The sequence below is a fragment of the Yeosuana marina genome (assembly GCF_011762485.1).
Classification (GTDB): domain Bacteria; phylum Bacteroidota; class Bacteroidia; order Flavobacteriales; family Flavobacteriaceae; genus Yeosuana; species Yeosuana marina.
The window spans coordinates 138,118-160,242 of record NZ_JAAKGI010000005.1 but is presented as its reverse complement, the minus strand read 5'-3'; the positions used below and the strand labels follow the sequence as shown (position 1 = coordinate 160,242).

The following is a 22,125-nucleotide window of genomic DNA, read 5'->3' as shown; positions in this document are numbered from 1 at the left end:
ATTGACAGATGAAACACCTCCTATACATAGGAAACCAATTATCACAACAAGGTAAAACACAGACTACCATAGATACTTTAAGCCATTTATTGCGTTTAGAACAGTATCATGTTATCTGCGCTTCTACAAAAAAGAATCAATGCTTTAGGTTGCTTGATATGTTGTATCATGTCATTAAATACTCCAAGCAAGTGGACTACGTATTAATCGATACCTATAGCACTTTAAATTTTCGGTATGCCTTTTGGGTAAGTCAATTATGTCGGGTTTTAAATTTAAAATATGTTCCTATACTTCATGGGGGTAGTTTACCCTCGAGGTTACAAAACAATCCTAAACTAAGTCGACTTATTTTTAAGAATGCGTATCAAAATGTAGCGCCTTCAATGTATATAGTTTCCGAATTTAAAAAACAAGGATACTCTAATTTAATAAATATCCCTAATACCATTGAAATTAAAAATTATCCGTTTCAGTCTAAAACATATCAATCTATAAAGTTGCTTTGGGTACGATCGTTTTCTAAAATCTATAATCCGTTGTTGGCTATAACAATTTTAAAGTGTTTAAAAGACGAAGATATACCTGCCACACTTTGTATGGTTGGTCCTGATAATGATGGGACTTTAAAAGAAGCCAAAACATACGCCAGTTCATTAGGTGTGGATGTTCTATTTACAGGGAAATTATCAAAAACGGAGTGGATTGAGTTATCAGAAGACTATAATATTTTTTTAAATACTACGAATTTTGATAATATGCCAGTGAGCGTTATTGAAGCGATGGCTTTGGGATTGCTTGTTATTTCAACGAATGTGGGAGGGATGCCTTTTTTAGTTACAAATAATGAACATGGAATTTTAGTTCCTCCTAATTCAGACGTCGAATTTGTAAAGACCATTAAAAAAATACGAGACAAACCAAATGCGGCTAAAGTGTTAACTCAAAATGCCAGAAAAAAGGCAGAGCAGTTTGATTGGGATGTTGTAAAACAACAATGGATTTCACTCTTACAATAATTTTGATTGGTTTAAAAATTAACTTAGTATATTTATAGCCTCTCAATCTGTTTTTAAGATGTCAAATCAAAACATTAGTTTCAATATTTCTGAGCGCAAGGTGCTGTTACGTATTTTTGATGTTTTGTTTATTCTTGTTTTATTGTATTTTGTGAGTACTGTTTTTGCGTTTGATTATTTCACTATTAACAAAGAACATTGGGCGTGGGTGTTTGTCTTGGTTGCTTATTTTTCAATATTTGGGACTGTTTTTGAATTATATGACTTGCAGAAATCGAGTAAATTAGATAAGGTTATTCCAAGTATTATCCTCACCGTATCTGTAACGGTATTATTTTATTTTTTAACACCATTTTTTACGCCTGTTTTACCTGATAATCGGTTGCAGATTTTGTTCTTCTATTTTTCTATTTTAATAGCGGTATTCATATGGCGTTGGTCCTATATTACCTTTATTGCCTCACCGCGGTTTTATAAAAAAGTCCTTTTAATAGGGGAGACTACTAATATTGAATCTATTATTAATGCTTTTAAAGATTCTGACCCTAATTATAAAATTGAAGGGTTTATAAACTGTGAAGATAATTACTCTGAAGGCATCAACTTTGAGGGAGTTCAAGAATATAGACCAGCAGATATTCATACTATTATACGCGAAAAAGGGATTTCTGAAATTGTTGTAGCTAGTTATAATTCAGAAACGATTACTTCAAGTATTTATCATGATTTAATCACGTTGTTAGAATCAGGATTCTCCATTAAGGAATATACGCAAGTGTATGAAGATATGACCCAACGCGTACCTGTTCAATTTGTTGGAAAAGATTTTTATAAATACTTCCCTTTTAGTAGAACTGGTCAAAACAAGTTGTATTTGTTTTTTCATCGTTTTTTTGATATTGTTTTTTCTGTTATAGGGATATTAGTAGGTTTGATATTTTTACCCTTTATTTTAATTGGAAATACAATCGCCAATAAAGGATCTCTTTTTTTTATACAGGAGCGTGTTGGTAAAAATGGAGAGACGTTTAAAATGATCAAGTTTAGAACGATGATTATGAATGCTGAAAAGAGCGGTGCTGTTTGGGCTAAAAAAAACGATATACGTATAACTCCCTTTGGTAAATTTTTACGAAATACTCGCTTAGACGAAATCCCCCAATTTATTAATATTTTAAAAGGAGATATGAGTCTTATTGGCCCAAGACCCGAACGTCCGTTTTTTGTTAAAGAACTGTCACTGGTCTTACCTTTTTATGAAACACGACATGTTATTAAACCAGGGTTAACCGGTTGGGCACAAGTTAAAACGCGCTATGGATCTTCGGTTGATGACAGTCTACTAAAACTGCAATACGACTTGTATTATATTAAACACCGAGGGTTTTTCTTAGATATAAATGTTCTTATAAAAACGCTAACTACCATGTTCTTTTTTAGAGGTCAGTAGCTTTATTTGAACTAAAGAAATTAATCAAATACACATATCTTATAAATAATGCGATTAAAAGTGGGATTAAGCCAATAGCAAAGACTTGTATACCAATAATCCAATGGAGAAGCATAAGGCATAATAGAATAATTAAAAACTTAAGATATCTAATAAACCACGATGGTATGCTCTTTTTAAAAAACTGAAAAACAACTAAAATATTTAAGGCACATGCCCATAATAAATTATAATTTTGATGAGTACCTTTATGATCGGTTGCAAACCAAAGTAGCAGAATGAGAATGCCTATAATTCCCGTGGCGAAAAACAAAACAACATCCAGCCAATTACTTCGTTTTTTATTTTTGTAATCCTTGAAGGTTATAAAAAGAATTAATAATCCTATTATTCCAAAAATCATTAAAGGACTTGTTAGGAAGTTATTGGTCTCTGGAGTATCTGTTTTTTGGTAAAGGATATGGGTTTGTTTAACTAGTTTTTCTCCAGAACTTGAAAGGGTTGCATTTTCGAAGAATTTAAAGATATATTTAGGTAAAAACATGTGCTCATAAGGTGTTGCTTTTTTATCAATAACAGAGCCTAATGCTAAATCGATACCGAAACTGCCCCAAGAGTTTTTGTTTAAATTACTGTAAATTAATTGTCTGAAGGTTTGTTCCTTAAATCCGTCTGGCGTATTAAATTGAATCTTGTTATCTGTAATCGTTTCAAGAACATCACGAATTTTAGTGGCGCAATTATCATAAAAGAAATCATATAAATAGCGTCTATTTTCGGGTTTTATATTGTTTGCTAAAAAGTTTAAAAGCCGTTGTTTTTCGTTTTGAGATAGGTTTAAAACTTGTTCTTTTATCGTGCGATTTTCCTCTTTGTAATTGCCATAAAAATCTTTATAGTAATTCATCCCGATTAAATAATTTAATCGTCCTTGTGCAAATTTTATGTAAAAATTAGGTGTGTTAAAGTCGTAAATACCATAATTGAACACCACATCAATATGATTGAGTGAATCTTTTATTCTAAAGGCATTATGACCGAAAGCATCATTTAATGAGGAACCCGGACCAATGGTAAGCACGCTAATTTCAGCATGACGGGATAAGGTAGGTTGGGCCTTTAAACTTACAACAGCTAAAAGGCATAAAACAACAATTAGATACTTTTTCATAGAAATTTATAATTATCTAAAAATACTAAAATCAAGTTTTAAAGAAAACACATTAGAATATAAAGCGACACTTTGGTCACCAATGTCTGTAAACGCATAATCTATTTGGATACCATTATATTTAAAACCAACCCCAAAACTAGGTTGAAAACTCACTTGTTCGGTATTATCAATTTGTAGTTCATTCTGAAAATTGCCAACGCCAGTTCGTAAATAAATCATATCAATATAACCAAATTCAAAACCTAAAGCAGGATTTACACTAGCAAAAGAGGATGAGATAATATCATTATTTTCCTCAAAACGAACATTTAAGTTAATGGCTGCTAAAAGAGTATAATCATAATTAAAAGTCATTTTTTTTGAGATTCCTATTTGTAATTTAGGAATGGTAACTTCTGTAGTTTCAGGTAATTCTTGATTTTGTCCTTCAACCGCATTTTGAACTTTAGCAAATTCATCTTTATTAATACTCCACGCATTAAAGGTTGTTGTAATATCTCTGGCCATCACTCCAAACTTCCAATTATTAGTACTTTCAAATTGAACACCTACATCAAAACCAAATCCCCAAGATGAGGCGAAATTACCAATGATCCGTCTGATGACTTTAGCATTCACGCCATAATTAAGACCTTGAACGGGTAACTTTCTAGCGTAAGAAAATGTCAATCCATAATCGGCCGTAGAAAACAAACTTATTCTGTCATAATTAATTTGTCCTTGGGCATCTATAAGTTGTGTGGTGTTTAAAATATCATCAACTGCAAAGCGGATTAAGGAAATCCCCACAACACTTCTATCATCTATAGGTTTAGCAAACCCCACGTAATCATAATTAGCAATATTGGCGAAGTAACTAGAATGCATGAGTGCGAGTTGATTGTCTTCAAGATTGAGTAACCCAGCAGGATTCCAATAGCCTGAATTAACATCGGCAGTCTGTGCGGTTACAGCGCTACTCATACCTAAAGCAGCAGCATCTACACCAATATTCATAAACTCATTGGAATATTTACGCACGGTTTGTGAAAAAACCGTTGTAGTGACAACACAAAGTAAAATGGTTATGTACCTTTTCAAACGTAAATTTTTTACAAATATGCACATAATTTATAACCTATAAACTTGAAATAAGAATAGATATTGTTTGATACTTGTTTTACACCAAATAAACTTCAAAATAATTAATTAAATTCGTTTCTATTACCTTTATATTTCAATATAAAATAAAACCTTAACTAAGGCTATGCTTATATTTTCTATATCATCTAAATAAAATATAATTCAAATTTATTATCAGTCATTTTAAAATTCATTTGGTATTACACCAAAATTGTTTACTATTTTTACAAAAAACAAATCTTACTTTATGAAGAAATATATTCCCAACGCATTAACGCTTTTAAATTTATTTTGTGGAAGTATTGCTGTGATTTTTGTCGTTAATAACAATTTTGTAGCGGCTGCTATTTTTGTGTTTTTTGGAATATTCTTTGATTTTTTTGACGGATTTTTTGCGAGAAAATTTAATGTTCAAGGAGAATTGGGTGTTCAACTTGATTCGTTGGCAGATATGGTAACCAGTGGTGTTGTTCCGGGAATTGTGATGTATAAGTTGCTTTATATGACGATTGATTTGCCTATGGAATTATCGAATGAATGGAGTCATAACATGTATTGGGTAGGGTTTAAAATGCCGTTACTACCATTATTAGGATTATCTATCACACTTGCTTCAGCATATAGACTGGCAAAATTTAATATTGATGAAGATCAACAAAGCTATTTTAAAGGACTGCCAACACCGGCTAATACGTTATTGATTATCTCACTGCCAATGATTATGGAATTTCAGAATAGTGATTTAATGAATACTATCATTTTGAATAAATGGTTTTTAATAGGTTTAACATTGCTTAGTAGTTATCTTTTAAATTCTAACATTAAATTATTTGCATTAAAGTTTAAAGAATGGGGGTTTAAAGCCAATGCTTCCAGGTATATTTTTATCATGCTGTGCATTATCTTTTTGATTATTCTTCAATTTGCAGCGATCCCCTTGATTATTGTATTATATGTTATGATGTCTCTTTTAGATAATATAACTTCAAAAAAATAAAAATGGCATCAGGTTTTTTTGCATTGCTGGATGATATTGCAGCTTTAATGGATGATGTGGTTGTTATGAGTAAGATTACCACCAAAAAAACGGCTGGAATTTTAGGTGATGATTTAGCAGTAAATGCTGAAAAGGCAACGGGGTTTCTTCCGTCAAGAGAACTACCAGTTTTATGGGCGATTACAAAAGGATCATTGGTTAATAAATTAATTATTTTACCAATAGCTTTTGTATTGAGTTCCTTTTTACCTTGGGCAGTGACTTTAATTTTAATCTTGGGTGGTGTTTATTTGGCTTTTGAAGGTGTAGAAAAAGTTGTAGAGTTTTTTATGCCCCACAAACATACAGTCGTTGAAACTATTAAAGAGTCCATCACTGAAGATGAGTTACTTGTAGTTGAAAAAAAGAAAATCAAATCAGCTATCGTTACCGATTTTATTTTATCTGTCGAGATTGTTATTATTGCCTTAGGAACTGTTTTAGGCAAGCCAATTCTATTTCAAATAGCCGTTGTTACTATTGTGTCATTGCTAGCGACCATAGGTGTTTATGGTATTGTAGCGCTTATTGTTAGAATGGATGATTTAGGTTATAAACTAATAAAATTGGGAGGCAACGAAAACAATCTATCTGCTAAAATTGGTAATTTTTTAATTAGAGCACTTCCTTTGGTCATTAAAGGTTTATCTGTAGTTGGCACGATAGCTCTTATTTTGGTGGCAGGAGGTATATTTACGCATAATATTGAGCTACTGCATCATGTTTTGGAAACTATACCAGCAGTTATTAAAGATTTTATTTTTGGTATTCTAGTAGGGTTTGTAGCTTTTGTAATAGTAGAACTCTTTAAAAAAGTTTATAAAGCAATGAAAAAAGCAAATTAGGTTTAATCTCTAATCTTCTTTTTACGCAATTCAAAATTCTGACCTAAATAGACTTTTCGGACCATTTCATCACTGGCAAGTTCTTCAGGAATACCCGCTTTTAAAATACTCCCTTCAAACATTAAATAGGTTCTATCAGTAATTGCTAACGTTTCTTGAACGTTATGGTCGGTAATTAAAATCCCAATATTTTTCTTGGTTAATTGCGCTACAATTCGTTGAATATCTTCTACCGCTACAGGATCAACACCAGCAAAAGGCTCATCTAATAAAATAAAACTAGGGTCTGTTGCCAATGCACGCGCAATTTCAGTCCGACGTCGTTCACCACCTGATAATAAATCGCCACGGTTTTTACGAATGTGCCCTAAACCAAATTCCTCAATAAGCGATTCCATTTTATCTTCCTGTTGTTTCTTGCTCAATTTTGTCATTTGAAGAACACTTAAAATATTGTCTTCAATACTCAATTTTCTGAATACAGACGCTTCTTGAGCCAAATAACCAATACCGTTTTGAGCACGTTTGTACATAGGGTATTTTGTGATTTCGGTATTATCAAGATATATATTACCCCCATTAGGTTTTATCAACCCTACAATCATATAAAAGCTTGTTGTTTTTCCCGCACCATTCGGACCTAATAATCCCACAATTTCTCCTTGATTTACTTCAAGGGAAACATTTTTTACAACTTTTCGTCCGTTGTAAGACTTCATTAAATTTTCGGCTCTTAAAATCATATCTTATATAATGAACGCTAAAAATAGTAAAATCATATATACTATAATCTAGCAATGCTAGTTATCTTATTTTAACTTTCTTGTTCTTCTAGTGCGTCCCAAAATTCGTAGGCCCGACGTAAATGAGGAATAACAATAGTGCCTCCAACCAACGTAGCAATACCTAAGGCTTCCACCACTTGCTCTTTTGTTAAGCCTAACTTATAACTTGTTTCTAAATGATATTTTACGCAATCATCACATCTCAACACAGCAGAAGCTACCAAGCCTAAAAGTTCCTTCGTTTTTACATCAAGAGCACCATTTGTATACGCATTGGTATCTAAATTAAAGATACGTTTGATGATTTTGTTATTATCAGCTAAAATTTTATCGTTCATTTTAGCACGATACGCATTAAATTCGTTGACTATATCAGGCATGTTTTTTTTCGTTTCTTTTTTGATTTCTAATTACTATTTTGGAAATAAAAATACTTACTTCATATAAAATAAGAATAGGAATAGCTACAATAACTTGACTGGCAATATCTGGCGGAGTTATAATTGCTGAGATAACAAGTACTAAGACAAGTGCATATTTTCTATATGTTCTTAAAAATTGAGGCGTTACTAATCCAATTTTTGTCAAAAAATAAATGACTATAGGAAGCTCAAATACTAAACCAGAGGCTAATGTTGAGGCTCTAATCAGGCTTATATAACTGCTTAAGTCAAAATTATTATAAACCTCACTACTGACTTGATAGGTTCCTAAAAAATTAATGGATAATGGACAGATAACATAATAACCAAATAACACTCCAATAAAGAATAGTAACGAGGAAACTATAATAAAACCTCTTGAATGTTTACGCTCATTTTCGTGCAATCCTGGACTAATAAATTTCCATAATTGATAAAGCACATATGGGAAAGCAACTACAAAACCAGCAGTGATAGCGGTCCATATGTGGGCAGAAAATTGCCCAGACATAGTTCTACTTTGTATAATAAAAGGCAGTTCTGTAAAACAAAAACTTTCTACTCCGATGTAGCGAGATGCTTTACATAATAATTGGTAAGTAATAAAGCTGGCTTTTGAAGGGCCAAATATTAACACATCAAAAATAAAACCTTTAGCAAAAAAGGCTACGGTTGCCGCAATAGCAATAGCAGTAACAGATTTTATTAAATGCCATCTTAATTCTTCGAGATGGTCTAAAAAAGACATCTCATTTATTTGTTTTTTTGCCATTATAAAATACCTTCTTTAATTAAATCATGTAAATGTACTACACCTGCATATTTTCCGTTTTCTTCAACTAAAAGCTGAGAAATACCGTACGTTTCCATAACATCCATCGCATCAATGGCCATGGCGTTAGCTTGGATACGTTTTGGATTAGCACTCATAATATCTTTAGCTGTTACATCAGAAATATTATCAACTTTACTAAGCATTCTACGTAAATCCCCATCAGTAATAATACCAATAATCTTATCATTTTCAACAACGGCAGCGACACCTAACATTTTTTCTGTGATTTCTATAATCACATTTTTAATAGATGTATCTAGAGTTACTTGAGGTTTTTCATTAACAGACGATAAATCATGAACGCGCAGATACAGTTTTTTACCCAAGGCACCACCCGGATGATATTTAGCAAAATCATTACTGGAAAATCCGCGTAATTCTAATAAACAAATCGCAAGTGCATCGCCTAATACCAATTGAGCTGTAGTGCTCGTGGTAGGAGCCAGATTATTAGGACAAGCCTCTTTTTCAACAAACGCATTTAGCACATAATCTACTTGTTGTCCTAAGAAAGACTCCTTATTTCCTGTGATAGCTATCATTTTATTTTTTGCGCTTTTTATAAAAGGAACAAGCACTTTTATTTCAGGAGTATTTCCACTTTTAGATATAAAAATAACCACATCATCTTCGAGAATAAGTCCTAAGTCACCATGAATAGCATCAGCAGCATGCATAAAAATAGCAGGAGTTCCTGTAGAATTTAGGGTGGCTACAATTTTAGTGGCAATAATAGCACTTTTACCTATACCTGTTATAATAACACGTCCTTTAGAGTTATATATCAGGTTTACCGCGTTAGCAAAATCATCATTTACCAATTCAGACAAATTTAAAATAGCTTGACTTTCTGTTTTAATTGTTTGCTTGGCGGTATTAATGATAGATTGATGACTCATCAAAATTTAATTTTTTTTTTAGTTGATGCCTTTAAAGATTTTACTATCTTTAATGTTAATCAAATTATTTTTTTTAAATTTAATTTTTCGGTTACAAAACTAACGAAAAAAAAGAGGGTTCTCTCAATTCACAACTAAATAAATTGATAGTAATAAAATGTTTGGTTTGTTTTTTATTTGTGTAATTTAATTTTTAATACAATTCATGTTGACAGCGAATAGTGACTTACATACAGCGCTTAAAAAATATTTTGGGTTTAATAAATTCATGGGGCTACAAGAAGGAGTTGTAGACAGTATCTTATCAAAAAAACATACATTTGTAATTATGCCAACGGGAGGCGGTAAGTCTCTCTGTTATCAGTTGCCAGCACTCATGCAAGAGGGTACAGCTATCGTTGTTTCGCCTTTAATTGCATTGATGAAGAATCAAGTAGATGCCATACGTGGTATTTCCAATGAAGAAGGTGTTGCCCATGTGTTAAATTCCTCATTAAACAAAACGGAAGTAAAACGTGTTAAGGAGGATATTGTCTCAGGAGTAACCAAGCTATTATATGTAGCACCAGAATCGCTAACTAAAGAAGAAAATGTTGAGTTTTTACGATCTGTAAAAATATCATTTATGGCTATAGATGAAGCCCATTGTATTAGTGAATGGGGTCATGATTTTAGACCAGAATATAGAAATTTACGACATATTATTTCTCGTATTGGAGACGATATCCCTATCATAGCGTTAACAGCGACTGCAACTCCCAAAGTTCAGGAAGACGTTATAAAAAACTTAGGAATTTCAGGAGCTAATACATTTAAAGCGTCCTTTAACAGGCCTAATTTGTATTATGAAGTAAGACCAAAAACAAAATCGGTTGATGCCGATATTATAAGGTTTGTAAAACAGAACCAAGGAAAATCTGGAATTGTTTATTGTTTAAGTAGAAAACGGGTTGAAGAATTAGCTCAAGTACTACAGGTTAATGGTATCAAGGCGGTGCCTTATCACGCAGGACTCGATGCCAAAACGCGATCAAGTCATCAGGATAAGTTTTTAATGGAAGATGTAGATGTTGTGGTTGCAACTATTGCATTTGGAATGGGTATTGATAAACCTGATGTACGGTTTGTAATTCATCATGATATTCCTAAAAGTATAGAAAGTTATTATCAAGAAACCGGTAGAGCAGGCCGCGATGGAGGAGAAGGACATTGTTTGGCTTTTTATGCGTACAAGGACATAGAAAAATTAGAAAAATTTATGTCTGGTAAACCAGTTGCCGAACAAGAAATAGGGCAAGCTTTATTGCAGGAAGTAGTCGCATTTGCTGAAACCTCCATATCGAGACGTAAATTTATATTGCATTATTTTGGAGAAGAATTTGATAATGAAACCGGAGAAGGTGGCGATATGGATGATAATGTTCGTTTTCCTAAAAAACAACACGAAGCTAAACAGGAGGCTAAGCTTCTCTTAGAAATAATAAAAAACACGAACGAAAAATATAAATCTAAAGATTTAGTAAATGTCATTATTGGGAAAGAAAATGCCTTAATCAAATCTCATAAAACAGATGAACAGCCATTTTTTGGTAAAGGAAGTGATAAAGACAGTAAGTACTGGATGGCTTTGCTAAGACAACTTTTGGTTGCAGAATATCTTAAAAAGGATATTGAGACCTATGGAGTTATAAAATTAAATGATTCTGGAATAGATTTTATTAAAAATCCAACGTCGTTTATGATGACTGAGGATCATATTTTTGATGAAGGCAAAGAGGATCCAAATATCATTACCTCGTCTAAAGGTGGAGGTGCGTCTGCAGATGAAGTTCTTATGGGTATGCTTAAGGACTTGCGTAAAGTTAATGCAAAGAAGTTAGGAGTGCCCCCATTTGTAATTTTTCAAGATCCTTCACTTGAAGATATGGCACTAAAATACCCAATGACCATGTCTGAATTAGCTAATGTACACGGTGTAGGTGATGGTAAAGCCAAAAAATACGGTAAAGATTTTATAGAGCTTATATCAAAATACGTTGAAGAAAACGATATCATTCGTCCGGATGATTTAGTTGTAAAATCTACTGGAAGTAACTCTGCTATCAAGTTGTACATTATTCAAAATATCGACAGGAAATTACCACTTGATGATATTGCATCTTCCAAAGGGATGTCTATGGCAGATTTTATTAAAGAAATGGAGGCCATTGTTTATTCTGGTACAAAGCTAAATATAAGCTATTGGATTGATGATATTTTTGATGAAGATCAACAAGAAGAGATTTATGATTATTTTATCGAATCTAAAACAGATAATATAGATATTGCCATTAATGAATTTGATGGTGAATACGATGAAGAAGAACTTAGATTGTATCGCATAAAATTTATTAGTGAAGTAGCCAATTAAAAGTATTAACTTCTAAGCATAAGCTTCTTACTTCCAACATAGTTTTCTATCTTTGCATCTTTAATAAAAAATTAAAACAATGCAAGACGGATTATACGCAAAATTTAATACAAGTAAAGGTGAAATATTAGTAGCTTTAGAATACAAAAAAACTCCGGGAACGGTAGGTAATTTTGTGTCTTTGGCTGAAGGAAATCTAGAGAATTCTGTAAAACCTCAAGGAACACCTTATTATGCCGGTTTAAAATTTCATAGAGTTATTCCAGATTTTATGATTCAAGGAGGATGTCCACAAGGAACTGGTACTGGAAATCCAGGATATCAATTTGATGATGAATTTCATGTAGATTTAAAACACGATGGACCAGGAGTTTTATCTATGGCAAATGCCGGACCAGGAACTAATGGTAGTCAATTTTTTATTACGCATACAGCTACACCTTGGTTAGATAATAAACACACTGTTTTTGGAAAAGTAGTAGATGGACAAGATGTTGTAGATGCCATAGTTCAAGGAGACAAAATTGAGAGTTTAGAGATTATTAGAGTAGGAGAAGAAGCAAAAGCCTATAATTCAGTAGAAGCTTTTAGAACCTTTGAAGGGGCAAGAGAACAAAAAATTGCCGAAGCTAAAAAAGCTGCAAAAGCAGAGTTAGATAAGTTAGCTAAAGGTTTTAAAGAAACCAAAAGCGGATTGCGTTATCAAATTATTCAAAAAGGAGATGGTAAAAAAGCGGAATCAGGAAACATGGTTTCAGTACATTACAAAGGGCAATTAGCCGATGGAACTGTTTTTGATTCTTCTTATAAACGTAATCAACCTATAGATTTTCAAGTGGGTGTAGGCCAAGTGATTTCGGGATGGGATGAAGGTATTTTACTATTAAGCGTTGGGGATAAAGCACGTTTTGTAATTCCAAGTGATTTAGGTTACGGAAGCAATGGAGCTGGTGGTGTTATTCCTCCAAATGCAACTTTGGTTTTTGATGTAGAACTTATGGATGTGAAATAAACCAAGTAAATTTTACCTATTTTAGGTAACTAATACAGAAAAAAATCGTCTCATTTTTAATGAGACTTTTTTTTGCGTATATTTTAACGACTAATTAACCAAAAAGAAATAAAATGAGAGTACTATTTTTTTTATTAATTATAACTGTTTTATCTGCTTGTTCTAAGCATATCGATTATTCTCAAGAATATATGGATCAAACCTCTGGACGCTATTTATATAATGATGATGAGGTTATTGATGTTTATTATAAGAATAAAAAATTGTATTTAAAATGGAAAGGAGCAAAACAAATTGAGCCTGTTATTTTAGATGAAAACACTTTTTTTGTTGCAGATATGTTTAGTAAACTTCGCTTTGTTGAGCAACCAGAAACGAAACAACGCTATTTATCTGTAGTGTCTGATGAAAATGAAAATAGTATTTCTTATGATTATTTAAAAGTAGCCGATTCCTTTAAAACGCCGACTATGTTATTAAAAAGAAAAGAATATGATAAGGCTCTTTTAGGATATTTAGAGATTCAAAAAAAAGATTCTACTAGCGTATTTATAAATGAGGGAGATTTTAATAAAAAGGGCTATTCACTATTAAGAGAAAAAAAATATAATGAAGCCATACAGATATTTAAAATTAATGTGGCTTTGCACCCAGAAAGTGATAATGTTTACGATAGTTTAGCCGAAGCTTATTTAAAGAGTGGAGATAGTTTACAGGCGTTTAATAATTATAAGAAAGCATTAGAATTAAACAGTGGCAATAAACGAGCAAAGGACTATGTAAATAGTTATAAAGAGTAATAATTAAGGTTACTAATATTATATAGATTGTAAAACAAAAAAACACTTGATAATCAAGTGTTTTTTTGTTTTTAAAAAGCTTTAATAAACTTGTTGTACTATTTTATAAGCTATTAGTCTTAAATTCTTGTAATTTTTTGAAGTTACTTATACATTTCAAGTTTAAAACCAATCCAATGAATTCAAAAATTACACTTTTCTTTTTATTGTCAATTTGTTCCTTTAGTATGTCGGCGCAAGTCTGGAAAACGTATCCTTATACTCCAACAACAACGCCTTCAAGTCAAATTTCATTTTCTACTGATGAAGGTAGACATACCTCAGAGCCCGTAGAGTGGTGGTATACCTCTGGTCATTTTACAGGAACGACCTCAGGAAAAGAGTATAGTTATATGCTCACTTATTTTTATTATCCTGTTTCTGTTTTAACTTTAAATTTTGATGGCTTTAGAATTTTAAATGTAACCGATGAAGCGACTGGAGAATTTTATCAAGATACGCAACCATTAACCTATTCAACTTTGTCAACAATGGGTTTAGATATTGGAGCAAGTTTATTTCCTAGTGGTTCAGAATATTGGCGAAATACATTAGATAGTAATAGTAACCCGATACCATTTCAGTACGAATTATCAGCATCCAGTTCGTCTGTTAGTCTTAATTTTGAATTAAATACGACTAAAAGACCTCTCATTTTAGGTGATGATGGTTATTTTGAACAAGGGTTGGCAAATTATACGTATTATTATTCGCAAACAGCAAATACCTTAACTGGTTCTTTTTCTTTAAATGGGGCGACACCCGAAACAGTTTCAGGAACCGCTTGGATAGATAGACAATATGGCAATTTCAATCCGTTTACTGGTGAAAAATATGAATGGTTTAGCTTGCAGCTGGATAATGGTACCGATTTAAATCTTTGGAATATTTTTACAGCAGATAGAACCATACCCAATGATGCTAAATATAAAATCATGTCTGCTTATGTTGATGATTCTAACCAGTATACCATTAGTGATTTTGAAATAGAACGTTTGGAATATTTTGTTACGCCGGATAATCAAAAGAGGTATTCAAAAAAGTGGCGACTAACTTCAACTTCAAAAAATATTGATTTAACTATTACGGCAAATCATACAGATTCAGAAGTAAATATTACGCAATTATCGTTTCGTTTTTTTGAAGGTTCGGTGTCTGTTTCAGGGACTATTAATGGTACTCCAGTGTCTGGAGTTGGTTTTGCTGAACTGCTGCATGATTATGAGAACCCAGACGTGAGCATTACAAGCCCAAGCGGAGGTGTTTATAACACTTCAAATCCTATAACTTGGACTGTAAATAATCCAGATGATGGTAGACCTTTGTTATATGATTTAGAATATAGCACAGATAATTCCAACTTTACGTCCATAGCTACAGGTTTAACAAATCCTTCGTATACATGGGATGGATCAGGAATTACTAACGGAGAGTCTGTTTGGTTTAAAGTAACATCTTATTCGGTTGATAATACCTTAAAGAGTGAGGTTATTAGCTCTTCATCTTCTTCTGCAACGTTATCTGCAGTGAACTTTGATAAGAACGATGTTATGGTGTATCCTAATCCTGTTGAGAACGACATGATATTAAATTTTCAAAGCATATTAACTGGTAGTACTATTAAAATCATGGATATAAACGGTAGGGTTTTATCAACTAAAAAGACAGATAATTCTTTGGTGCAAAAGATAAACACCCAATTTTTATCTCAAGGACTTTATTTTTTACAAGTAAATTCTGATAATTTTCACCAGGTTATAAAGTTTGTGAAAAAATAATAAACCAGTATTATTTCACTACACATAATGGTATCTTTGTTGTATGACAGATTTAGAATTAGAGAAGCTTAAATATCCCATTGGTAAATTTGATTGTCCTAATAATATATCACAATCAAATATTGAGGACTGGATTTTTATACTGGAACAATTTCCAAAACGATTAGAAAATTTAGTCAAAAATTTATCGAATGAGCAATTAGACACTGTTTATCGGCCTAATGGGTGGACTGTTAGACAGGTTGTTCATCATGTTTCTGATAGTCATCATCATAGTTACACTCGTTTTAAATGGGCGTTGACAGAAGATAAGCCTGTTATTAAAGCGTATTATGAAGATCGATGGGCTGACTTAGAAGATTCAAGGACTGCTCCAATTGATATGTCTATTCAGCATATTAAAGCAATTCATTTTAAGCTAGTTTATTTGTTGAAACAATTATCAGAACATGATTTAAACAAATCATTTATTCATCCAGAAACCAAAAAACAGGTTGTGCTCAAAGAAAATATTGGTATGTATGCGTGGCATAGTAATCATCATTATGCACATATTGAGAATTTGTTAAAACGTAATGGTTGGATTTAATATAAAAAGATGATTAGACCTGTAAAACTTTCTGATACCGAAAATCTCCTACATATATATAATTACTATGTAGTGCATACGGTTGCTACTTTTGATTTGGAACCACTTTCGTTAGAAGCGTTTACCGATAAAATCAAAAGTATTATTTTAAACTATCCTTTTGTTGTTTATGAAGAGAATAATGAAATTTTAGGCTATGCCTATGGTAGTAAATTTAGACCTAAGCCTGCCTATAATAAAACAGTTGAATCTACGGTTTATGTGAAGCACGGAGTACATGGAAAGCAAATAGGAACTCAACTATATGCAGATTTATTAGCATTATTAAAACGAGATAATTTCCATATAGTTTTAGGGGTATTAACGCTTCCAAATGAGGCTAGCATAAAACTTCATGAGAAATTTGGCTTTAAACAAGTGGCTCATTTAAAAGAAGCCGGTTTAAAATTTGATAAGTGGCACGATGTTGGTTTTTGGCAATTAACCCTGTAATTACTGTTTCCATTTAATATTACAACCAATACTTGGCTTTTGCGGTGAGGTATTTTCTTTGTTTTCAATTAAACAATCTAACGCATGTCTCAGGTCATGGCCTGTAACGGGTATGTTATTTCCTGGACGAGAATCATCTAATTGTCCTCTGTATATTAATTTCAAGTCAGAGTCAAAAAGGTAGAAGTCTGGGGTACAAGCGGCATCGTAAGCTTTAGCAACTTGTTGAGTTTCGTCGTATAAATAAGGAAACGTATAATGCTCGGTTTTTGCATGAATTTTCATTTTATCAGGTCCATCTTGAGGATAATTAATCTCATCATTACTTGATATAGCAATAAACTGAATGCCTTTCTCAATATAAGAATTCGCTATTTTTACCAATTGAGCATTAATGTGAATTACAAACGGACAATGATTACAGATAAACATAATAACCGTTCCTTTTGCGCCTTTGAGTTTATTAAGAGTTAAAACGCTTCCAGAAATGGTATCGAGAAGCGAAAAATCGGGCGCTTTTGTGCCTAACGGAATCATATTAGAAGGTGTATTTGCCATATTAAAAAGTTTTATGCTAAGTTCGTGATTATTTGTATTTTTAAAAAATGAGCCAAACAATAACTTTTGAAGATTTTACCAAAGTAGATTTACGAGTAGGAACTATTATTGAAGTGACTGATTTTCCTGAAGCAAGAAATCCTGCCTATCAACTAACCATAGATTTTGGTGATTTAGGAGTTAGAAAGTCATCGGCGCAAATCACAACATTATATTCTAAAGCAGGATTGTTAAACAGGCAAATTGTGGCTGTTATCAATTTTCCAAAAAAGCAAATTGCCACCTTTATGAGTGAATGTCTAGTTCTTGGAGCCGTTAATGGAAACGCTGTAATACTTTTAAATCCAGAGAATAATGTTAAAAATGGTTCAACCGTAGCTTAAATTTATATGAATGAATTAGATCGTGTACAAATCCATTTCGATACTAGTAGTCTTTGGGTTTTAAATATAGCGCTGGCTGTAGTTATGTTTGGGGTGTCTTTAGGAATTTCTATAGATGATTTTAAGCGGTTACTAAAAGAGCCAAAATTAGTCCTAATAGGCGTGTTATCACAATTTATTTTATTGCCATTTTTCACTTATTTGTTAATTCTTCTTTTAAAACCACAAGCAAGTATTGCCTTAGGAATGATGATGGTTGCAGCATGTCCTGGCGGAAACATTTCAAATTTTATGACGCATTTAGCTAAAGGTAATACGGCATTGTCAGTAAGCTTAACGGCCTTTGCAACATTTTTAGCTATGTTTATGACGCCTTTTAATTTCGAGCTGTATGGAAATTTATATGAACCCACTTCAGAAATTCTAAAAAATGTTCAGGTAGAACCTATTGAGTTAGTTAAACTAGTGTTATTAATTTTAGGAGTTCCCTTATTTTTAGGAATGTGGGTAAGACACAAAAATGAAGTATTGGCCATAAAACTATCTAAAATATTGAGTCCGTTTTCAATTGTTTTGTTTGTTTGTATCGTTATTATAGCATTTACAAACAATTTAGATGTTTTTAACAACTATGTTCATCATGTTTTCCTTTTAGGAATAAGTCATAATTTATTAGCCATTTTGTTGGGGTTTTTAGTAGCCAAAATTTTCGGGTTATCTTTTCAAAATCAAAAAACCTTAGCTATTGAAACGGGAATTCAAAATTCCGGACTCGGCCTGCTGTTAATTTTTACGTTTTTTAATGGACTAGGAGGAATGGCAATTATGGCAGCGTTTTGGGGAATATGGCATATTATTTCAGGGTTATTCCTGGCCTTATATTGGTCTAAGAAATCTAAAAAGCTCGTAGCGTGTTAAAAGAGATATGGCTACATACCGTAAGGGCTTATATACGTTTAGGTTTATTCTTTTACTATAAAAAGATTCACACAGTTAATTTTGACAACATACCTCAAAACAAACCTGTTTTAATATTAGCAAACCATCAAAATGCTTTACTGGATGCGTTAATTATTGCTACTAAAACCAAACAATTCTCTTATTTTTTAACCAGAGCTTCGGTGTTCAATTCTCCATTAATTAGCCATATTTTAAAAAGTTTAAGAATGATTCCGGTGTACAGAATTCGGGATGGCATAAAAACCATCACTAAAAACCATACTATTTTTAAGACCTGTTCTAACTTATTAAATAATAATGAATCTGTTGTTATTTTTCCAGAAGGCAATCATAATTTAAAACGAACAGTGAGACCATTAAGTAAAGGATTTACACGCATTATTTTTGAATCGCTGCAAGAAAATCCAAGTTTAGAGTTACAATTGGTTCCTGTTGGATTGAATTATAAGCATGCCGAAAAATTTGTAGATGAAGTTAGCGTATATGTTGGGGATCCCATAGTTCTTAGTGAGTTTGCGAATTACGAAAAAAATGAAGCAGTTTTAAAATTAAAAGACTATGTTCATCAATCATTATCTAAACTAACAAGCCATATTCCTAGCGATGATTATGAGTCTGTATTAAAGAAACTAGATGCATTGCACGTTGATTTTTTAAACCCTAAATCTGTTAATTTATGTATTTCTAATGACTTTAAAGAATGTCTGAGCAAGAAAACGTCAAAATTCAAATCTTTTAAAACGGTATTATTATGGTTTTTAAAGCTGAATATTTTATTGCCTTATGCTGTTTGGAAATTACTTCTTGAGCCAAAAATAAAGGAAATTGAGTTTGTTTCAACCTTTAGATTTGTTGTAGTAATAACACTTGTTCCACTATATTTATTGATTATTACATGGTATTTAGTAACTAGTCTTGGTGTTTTTATCGGCCTAATATATCTTCTTTTGGTATTAGCTTTAGCCTTGATTGCTGTTAAAGTTTGAGCATAAAAAAACCGCTACTTAAAAATAGCGGTCTGTTTTGTTTTATAATTGAACGATTATATATCGTCAAAATCAACATCCGTAAAACTTTCAGCAGATTTTAAAGTATCATCTTCATCTTTTGTTTCAGTTTCAAAATCTTTTTTAAAATCTTTCTGATGACGATCACTAATTACTTCATCACCTTTCTCTTTGATAATAAAATCGGTCATTTCAGCTAAAATCTCTTTAAATTCAGAAAAGTCTTCTTTATAAATGTAAATTTTATGTTTTTTGTAGTGAAAAGAACCATCGTCATTAGTAAATTTTTTACTTTCTGTGATTGTAAGGTAGTAATCCTCAGCTTTTGTAGATCTTACGTCAAAGAAATATGTTCGTCTTCCGGCTCTTAATACTTTAGAAAAAATTTCCTCTTTCTCCATCATGTCATTTGTGTTCATAGTTATATATTAAGCATTAAAAATATCTTTCTCAAAAATCTAAAAAAAACCGTTACCAACCCAACAAATTATTAGTTTTCTTTTGTATTCACGTTATTTTAATTCATTCTTAAAAAGAAATTAGAAATATTCTAAAGAATTCACAATACGTAAATTTGTTAATTATTACCTGATGTTTCACTAGATTGCTTTAAATACAGATGTTTATAATAGCCATCCACTTTAAGCAAGGTTTCATGAGTTCCTTCTTCCACAATTAACCCGTTATCAAGAACAATAATTTTATCAGCATTTTTTGCCGAAGACACTCTGTGACCAACGATAATTGTTGTTTTTCCTTTAGATACTTTATTTAAATTGTTCAATATTTTTTCTTCTGTTTCGGTATCAACGGCTGAAAGGCAATCATCAAACAATAATATTTCCGGATCTTTTATAAGCGCTCTGGCAATAGAGATTCTCTGTTTTTGTCCCCCCGAGAGTGTTATGCCGCGTTCTCCTAAAATTGTGTCATACCCTTTGTTAAACTTACTAATGTTTTTATGAACTTGCGCATATTTGGCAGCCGAAATAACCTCGTCATCAGTAGCATCTTCTTTACCAAATTTAATATTATTTCTTATAGTGTCAGAAAACAAGAAAGCATCTTGAGGCACATAACCAATACTGTTTCTTAAATCGGTTAAATTATGCTTATTAATTTCAATATTATTGATTAGGATTGAGCCGTTATCAATATCATAAAGGCGTCCAATTAAATCCAGTATCGTTGATTTTCCTGAACCCGTTTTCCCAAGAATAGCAAGAGTTTCACCATCTTTTATACTAAAACTTATTCCTTTTAAGGCATTAATATTGGTGTCGTCATAGGTGAAAGACACATTATCAAAAGTAATGTCACCCGTAATTTTTGTATGCTCTAAAACCGTATTTTGTATTTCTGGCTCTGTTTTTAAAAATTCATTAATTCGTTTTTGAGACGCTTCTGCTTGTTGCACAATAGAAGTTACCCAACCAACAGTAGCTACTGGCCAAGTAAGCATATTAACATAAATAATAAACTCTGCAATAGTACCTAAGCTATCTATTTGTCCGTTTACATATTGCATACCTCCAATATAAATTACTACTAAATTGCTAACGCCAATAAGTAAAATCATCATTGGAAAAAATAGGGCTTGTACTCTAACTAGGTCTATTTGTTTTTCTTTACTAGTTGTTGAGAGCTTATCAAAATTTGTAGATGTTTGAGGTTCTATGCCATACGCTTTAATTACAGAAATCCCACTAAAAGCTTCTTGTGTGAATTCAGAAAGTTTTGATAAATATTGCTGAACAACTGTGCTTCGTTTATGAATTTCCTTACTTAACTTATAAATAGCAACAGAAAGAATGGGAAGCGGTATTATGGTATATAACGTTAATGAAGGTGCTTCGTTAAACATGTAAATTAACGCAATTACAAAGAGTGTCACGGTGTTAATACTGTACATAATAGCTGGGCCAGCATACATACGAACCCTACTAACATCCTCACTAATACGGTTCATTAAATCTCCTGTGCGATTTTTTTTGTAAAAATTTAATGCTAGTTTTTGATAATGAGCGTAGACTTCATTTTTTAAATCATATTCAATATAACGAGATACATTAATAATGGTTTGGCGCATTAAAAACGTAAAAAGTCCGGCTATAATAGCGGCTCCAATTATATAAAAAATAATTTCCGCAAGTTCTGCTTGAATTGTACTGTCACCAGATTCTAATCCTTTTTTATAAGTATCTACAACAGAGAATATTTTCTTAACATATCTAGGTGTGAATAGTAAAAAAATTCGAGCTACTATTGTGATAAGGATACCAACTATGAGGTGAACTTTATATTTTAAAAAGTATTTATTTAAATGCTTTAATTCTTTCATTTACAGAAGAGACTTTTTTAGATTTTTAGTAAATGTTTGGATATGATGCGCAAAGATACAGTAATAAAAACAATAAAGAAGCAGCATCATCTATGGTAGTTGTTAAAAATTAGCTAATTTCTTTTTAAGAAATAAAATATGATTTAGAACTCATTCTTTTTAAAATAGT

At 32.0% G+C, this 22,125-nt stretch carries 22 protein-coding genes; 13 read left to right on the top strand and 9 right to left on the bottom strand.

Annotated elements, in window-relative coordinates:
• Positions 1 to 8: 8 nt before the first annotated feature.
• On the top strand, positions 9 to 1,019 hold the full coding sequence (locus G5V56_RS07945; RefSeq protein ID WP_166963623.1) for a glycosyltransferase family 4 protein: 1,011 nt from the start codon (positions 9 to 11) through the stop codon (positions 1,017 to 1,019).
• Between the two features lie 58 nt (positions 1,020 to 1,077).
• Complete coding sequence (locus G5V56_RS07940) at positions 1,078 to 2,469, top strand: sugar transferase (protein ID WP_166963621.1); 1,392 nt, start codon at positions 1,078 to 1,080, stop codon at positions 2,467 to 2,469.
• Here G5V56_RS07940 and G5V56_RS07935 read toward each other — a convergent pair.
• Positions 2,456 to 3,640 (bottom strand): lipoprotein N-acyltransferase Lnb domain-containing protein, encoded by a 1,185-nt coding sequence (locus tag G5V56_RS07935; protein ID WP_166963619.1) that lies wholly within the window; start codon positions 3,638 to 3,640, stop codon positions 2,456 to 2,458. The genes G5V56_RS07940 and G5V56_RS07935 overlap by 14 nt on opposite strands.
• A 12-nt stretch (positions 3,641 to 3,652) precedes the next feature.
• Positions 3,653 to 4,723: a putative type IX sorting system protein PorV2 gene (locus tag G5V56_RS07930; RefSeq protein WP_240911248.1), complete on the bottom strand. Its 1,071-nt coding sequence runs from the start codon at positions 4,721 to 4,723 to the stop codon at positions 3,653 to 3,655.
• Positions 4,724 to 5,012: 289 nt separating this feature from the next.
• On the opposite strand from G5V56_RS07930, the gene G5V56_RS07925 reads away from it, so the two are divergent.
• Both G5V56_RS07925 and G5V56_RS07920 read left to right on the top strand, forming a co-directional pair.
• Positions 5,013 to 5,762 carry a CDP-alcohol phosphatidyltransferase family protein gene (locus G5V56_RS07925; RefSeq protein ID WP_166963615.1) on the top strand — a complete coding sequence of 250 codons (750 nt, stop codon included), beginning with the start codon at positions 5,013 to 5,015 and terminating at the stop codon, positions 5,760 to 5,762.
• A 2-nt stretch (positions 5,763 to 5,764) separates the two neighbouring features.
• Positions 5,765 to 6,646, top strand: coding sequence for a DUF808 domain-containing protein (locus G5V56_RS07920; protein ID WP_166963613.1), 882 nt, complete (start codon positions 5,765 to 5,767; stop codon positions 6,644 to 6,646).
• A 2-nt stretch (positions 6,647 to 6,648) separates the two neighbouring features.
• On the opposite strand, the gene lptB is transcribed toward G5V56_RS07920, so the two are convergent.
• The 4 genes from lptB to G5V56_RS07900 all read right to left on the bottom strand — a co-directional run bounded on the left by lptB (position 6,649) and on the right by G5V56_RS07900 (position 9,587).
• On the bottom strand, positions 6,649 to 7,389 hold the full coding sequence (gene lptB, locus G5V56_RS07915; RefSeq protein ID WP_166963611.1) for an LPS export ABC transporter ATP-binding protein: 741 nt from the start codon (positions 7,387 to 7,389) through the stop codon (positions 6,649 to 6,651).
• 71 nt (positions 7,390 to 7,460) lie between these two features.
• Positions 7,461 to 7,811 (bottom strand): carboxymuconolactone decarboxylase family protein, encoded by a 351-nt coding sequence (locus G5V56_RS07910; RefSeq protein ID WP_166963609.1) that lies wholly within the window; start codon positions 7,809 to 7,811, stop codon positions 7,461 to 7,463.
• A complete protein-coding gene (gene tatC / locus G5V56_RS07905; protein WP_166963607.1) occupies positions 7,804 to 8,625 on the bottom strand; it encodes a twin-arginine translocase subunit TatC in 822 nt (273 codons plus the stop codon). Before tatC ends, G5V56_RS07910 begins: the two co-directional genes overlap by 8 nt.
• Positions 8,625 to 9,587 carry a KpsF/GutQ family sugar-phosphate isomerase gene (locus tag G5V56_RS07900; protein ID WP_394366202.1) on the bottom strand — a complete coding sequence of 321 codons (963 nt, stop codon included), beginning with the start codon at positions 9,585 to 9,587 and terminating at the stop codon, positions 8,625 to 8,627. The genes tatC and G5V56_RS07900 overlap by 1 nt, the downstream gene beginning before the upstream one ends.
• 205 nt (positions 9,588 to 9,792) lie before the next feature.
• Between G5V56_RS07900 and G5V56_RS07895 the strand changes: the two genes are divergently transcribed.
• The 6 genes from G5V56_RS07895 to G5V56_RS07870 all read left to right on the top strand — a co-directional run bounded on the left by G5V56_RS07895 (position 9,793) and on the right by G5V56_RS07870 (position 16,707).
• Positions 9,793 to 11,997, top strand: a complete 2,205-nt coding sequence (locus G5V56_RS07895) for a RecQ family ATP-dependent DNA helicase (protein ID WP_166963603.1) — start codon at positions 9,793 to 9,795, stop codon at positions 11,995 to 11,997.
• A gap of 79 nt (positions 11,998 to 12,076) precedes the next feature.
• A complete protein-coding gene (locus G5V56_RS07890) occupies positions 12,077 to 13,009 on the top strand; it encodes a peptidylprolyl isomerase (protein ID WP_166963601.1) in 933 nt (310 codons plus the stop codon).
• 113 nt (positions 13,010 to 13,122) lie between these two features.
• Complete coding sequence (locus tag G5V56_RS07885) at positions 13,123 to 13,809, top strand: tetratricopeptide repeat protein (protein WP_166963599.1); 687 nt, start codon at positions 13,123 to 13,125, stop codon at positions 13,807 to 13,809.
• Positions 13,810 to 13,985: 176 nt separating this feature from the next.
• Positions 13,986 to 15,626, top strand: coding sequence for a lipocalin-like domain-containing protein (locus G5V56_RS07880; protein WP_166963597.1), 1,641 nt, complete (start codon positions 13,986 to 13,988; stop codon positions 15,624 to 15,626).
• A gap of 43 nt (positions 15,627 to 15,669) precedes the next feature.
• Positions 15,670 to 16,215 (top strand): YfiT family bacillithiol transferase, encoded by a 546-nt coding sequence (locus G5V56_RS07875; RefSeq protein ID WP_166963595.1) that lies wholly within the window; start codon positions 15,670 to 15,672, stop codon positions 16,213 to 16,215.
• Between the two features lie 9 nt (positions 16,216 to 16,224).
• Positions 16,225 to 16,707 carry a GNAT family N-acetyltransferase gene (locus tag G5V56_RS07870; RefSeq protein ID WP_166963593.1) on the top strand — a complete coding sequence of 161 codons (483 nt, stop codon included), beginning with the start codon at positions 16,225 to 16,227 and terminating at the stop codon, positions 16,705 to 16,707.
• Here the strand turns inward: G5V56_RS07870 and G5V56_RS07865 are convergent, their stop codons facing one another.
• Positions 16,708 to 17,265: a thioredoxin family protein gene (locus G5V56_RS07865; RefSeq protein WP_166963591.1), complete on the bottom strand. Its 558-nt coding sequence runs from the start codon at positions 17,263 to 17,265 to the stop codon at positions 16,708 to 16,710. It lies immediately after the preceding gene.
• Positions 17,266 to 17,312: 47 nt separating this feature from the next.
• On the opposite strand from G5V56_RS07865, the gene G5V56_RS07860 reads away from it, so the two are divergent.
• From G5V56_RS07860 to G5V56_RS07850, 3 genes are read left to right on the top strand one after another with little or no spacing between them, the layout of a single operon-like run.
• Positions 17,313 to 17,648: a tRNA-binding protein gene (locus tag G5V56_RS07860; protein WP_166963589.1), complete on the top strand. Its 336-nt coding sequence runs from the start codon at positions 17,313 to 17,315 to the stop codon at positions 17,646 to 17,648.
• A gap of 6 nt (positions 17,649 to 17,654) precedes the next feature.
• On the top strand, positions 17,655 to 18,566 hold the full coding sequence (locus tag G5V56_RS07855) for a bile acid:sodium symporter family protein (RefSeq protein ID WP_166963587.1): 912 nt from the start codon (positions 17,655 to 17,657) through the stop codon (positions 18,564 to 18,566).
• Positions 18,560 to 19,594 carry a lysophospholipid acyltransferase family protein gene (locus G5V56_RS07850; RefSeq protein ID WP_166963585.1) on the top strand — a complete coding sequence of 345 codons (1,035 nt, stop codon included), beginning with the start codon at positions 18,560 to 18,562 and terminating at the stop codon, positions 19,592 to 19,594. The genes G5V56_RS07855 and G5V56_RS07850 overlap by 7 nt, the downstream gene beginning before the upstream one ends.
• 56 nt (positions 19,595 to 19,650) lie before the next feature.
• On the opposite strand, the gene G5V56_RS07845 is transcribed toward G5V56_RS07850, so the two are convergent.
• Together G5V56_RS07845 and G5V56_RS07840 are read right to left on the bottom strand one after the other, a co-directional pair.
• Positions 19,651 to 20,034: a PUR family DNA/RNA-binding protein gene (locus tag G5V56_RS07845; protein ID WP_166963583.1), complete on the bottom strand. Its 384-nt coding sequence runs from the start codon at positions 20,032 to 20,034 to the stop codon at positions 19,651 to 19,653.
• A 158-nt stretch (positions 20,035 to 20,192) separates the two neighbouring features.
• Positions 20,193 to 21,956 carry an ABC transporter ATP-binding protein gene (locus tag G5V56_RS07840; RefSeq protein ID WP_166963581.1) on the bottom strand — a complete coding sequence of 588 codons (1,764 nt, stop codon included), beginning with the start codon at positions 21,954 to 21,956 and terminating at the stop codon, positions 20,193 to 20,195.
• Between the last annotated feature and the right edge of the window lie 169 nt (positions 21,957 to 22,125).

Excerpts from the sequence above, each read along its gene's own strand:
- G5V56_RS07845 (WP_166963583.1), bottom strand. The coding sequence starts at position 20,034 with ATGAACACAAATGACATGATGGAGAAAGAGGAAATTTTTTCTAAAGTA.
- G5V56_RS07940 (WP_166963621.1), top strand. The coding sequence starts at position 1,078 with ATGTCAAATCAAAACATTAGTTTCAATATTTCTGAGCGCAAGGTGCTG.
- G5V56_RS07945 (WP_166963623.1), top strand. The coding sequence starts at position 9 with ATGAAACACCTCCTATACATAGGAAACCAATTATCACAACAAGGTAAA.
- G5V56_RS07935 (WP_166963619.1), bottom strand. The coding sequence starts at position 3,640 with ATGAAAAAGTATCTAATTGTTGTTTTATGCCTTTTAGCTGTTGTAAGT.
- G5V56_RS07895 (WP_166963603.1), top strand. The coding sequence starts at position 9,793 with ATGTTGACAGCGAATAGTGACTTACATACAGCGCTTAAAAAATATTTT.
- G5V56_RS07870 (WP_166963593.1), top strand. The coding sequence starts at position 16,225 with ATGATTAGACCTGTAAAACTTTCTGATACCGAAAATCTCCTACATATA.
- G5V56_RS07890 (WP_166963601.1), top strand. The coding sequence starts at position 12,077 with ATGCAAGACGGATTATACGCAAAATTTAATACAAGTAAAGGTGAAATA.
- G5V56_RS07855 (WP_166963587.1), top strand. The coding sequence starts at position 17,655 with ATGAATGAATTAGATCGTGTACAAATCCATTTCGATACTAGTAGTCTT.
- G5V56_RS07910 (WP_166963609.1), bottom strand. The coding sequence starts at position 7,811 with ATGCCTGATATAGTCAACGAATTTAATGCGTATCGTGCTAAAATGAAC.
- G5V56_RS07900 (WP_394366202.1), bottom strand. The coding sequence starts at position 9,587 with ATGAGTCATCAATCTATCATTAATACCGCCAAGCAAACAATTAAAACA.
- G5V56_RS07885 (WP_166963599.1), top strand. The coding sequence starts at position 13,123 with ATGAGAGTACTATTTTTTTTATTAATTATAACTGTTTTATCTGCTTGT.
- G5V56_RS07925 (WP_166963615.1), top strand. The coding sequence starts at position 5,013 with ATGAAGAAATATATTCCCAACGCATTAACGCTTTTAAATTTATTTTGT.
- G5V56_RS07875 (WP_166963595.1), top strand. The coding sequence starts at position 15,670 with ATGACAGATTTAGAATTAGAGAAGCTTAAATATCCCATTGGTAAATTT.
- G5V56_RS07840 (WP_166963581.1), bottom strand. The coding sequence starts at position 21,956 with ATGAAAGAATTAAAGCATTTAAATAAATACTTTTTAAAATATAAAGTT.
- G5V56_RS07920 (WP_166963613.1), top strand. The coding sequence starts at position 5,765 with ATGGCATCAGGTTTTTTTGCATTGCTGGATGATATTGCAGCTTTAATG.
- G5V56_RS07865 (WP_166963591.1), bottom strand. The coding sequence starts at position 17,265 with ATGGCAAATACACCTTCTAATATGATTCCGTTAGGCACAAAAGCGCCC.
- G5V56_RS07880 (WP_166963597.1), top strand. The coding sequence starts at position 13,986 with ATGAATTCAAAAATTACACTTTTCTTTTTATTGTCAATTTGTTCCTTT.
- G5V56_RS07860 (WP_166963589.1), top strand. The coding sequence starts at position 17,313 with ATGAGCCAAACAATAACTTTTGAAGATTTTACCAAAGTAGATTTACGA.
- tatC (WP_166963607.1), bottom strand. The coding sequence starts at position 8,625 with ATGGCAAAAAAACAAATAAATGAGATGTCTTTTTTAGACCATCTCGAA.
- lptB (WP_166963611.1), bottom strand. The coding sequence starts at position 7,389 with ATGATTTTAAGAGCCGAAAATTTAATGAAGTCTTACAACGGACGAAAA.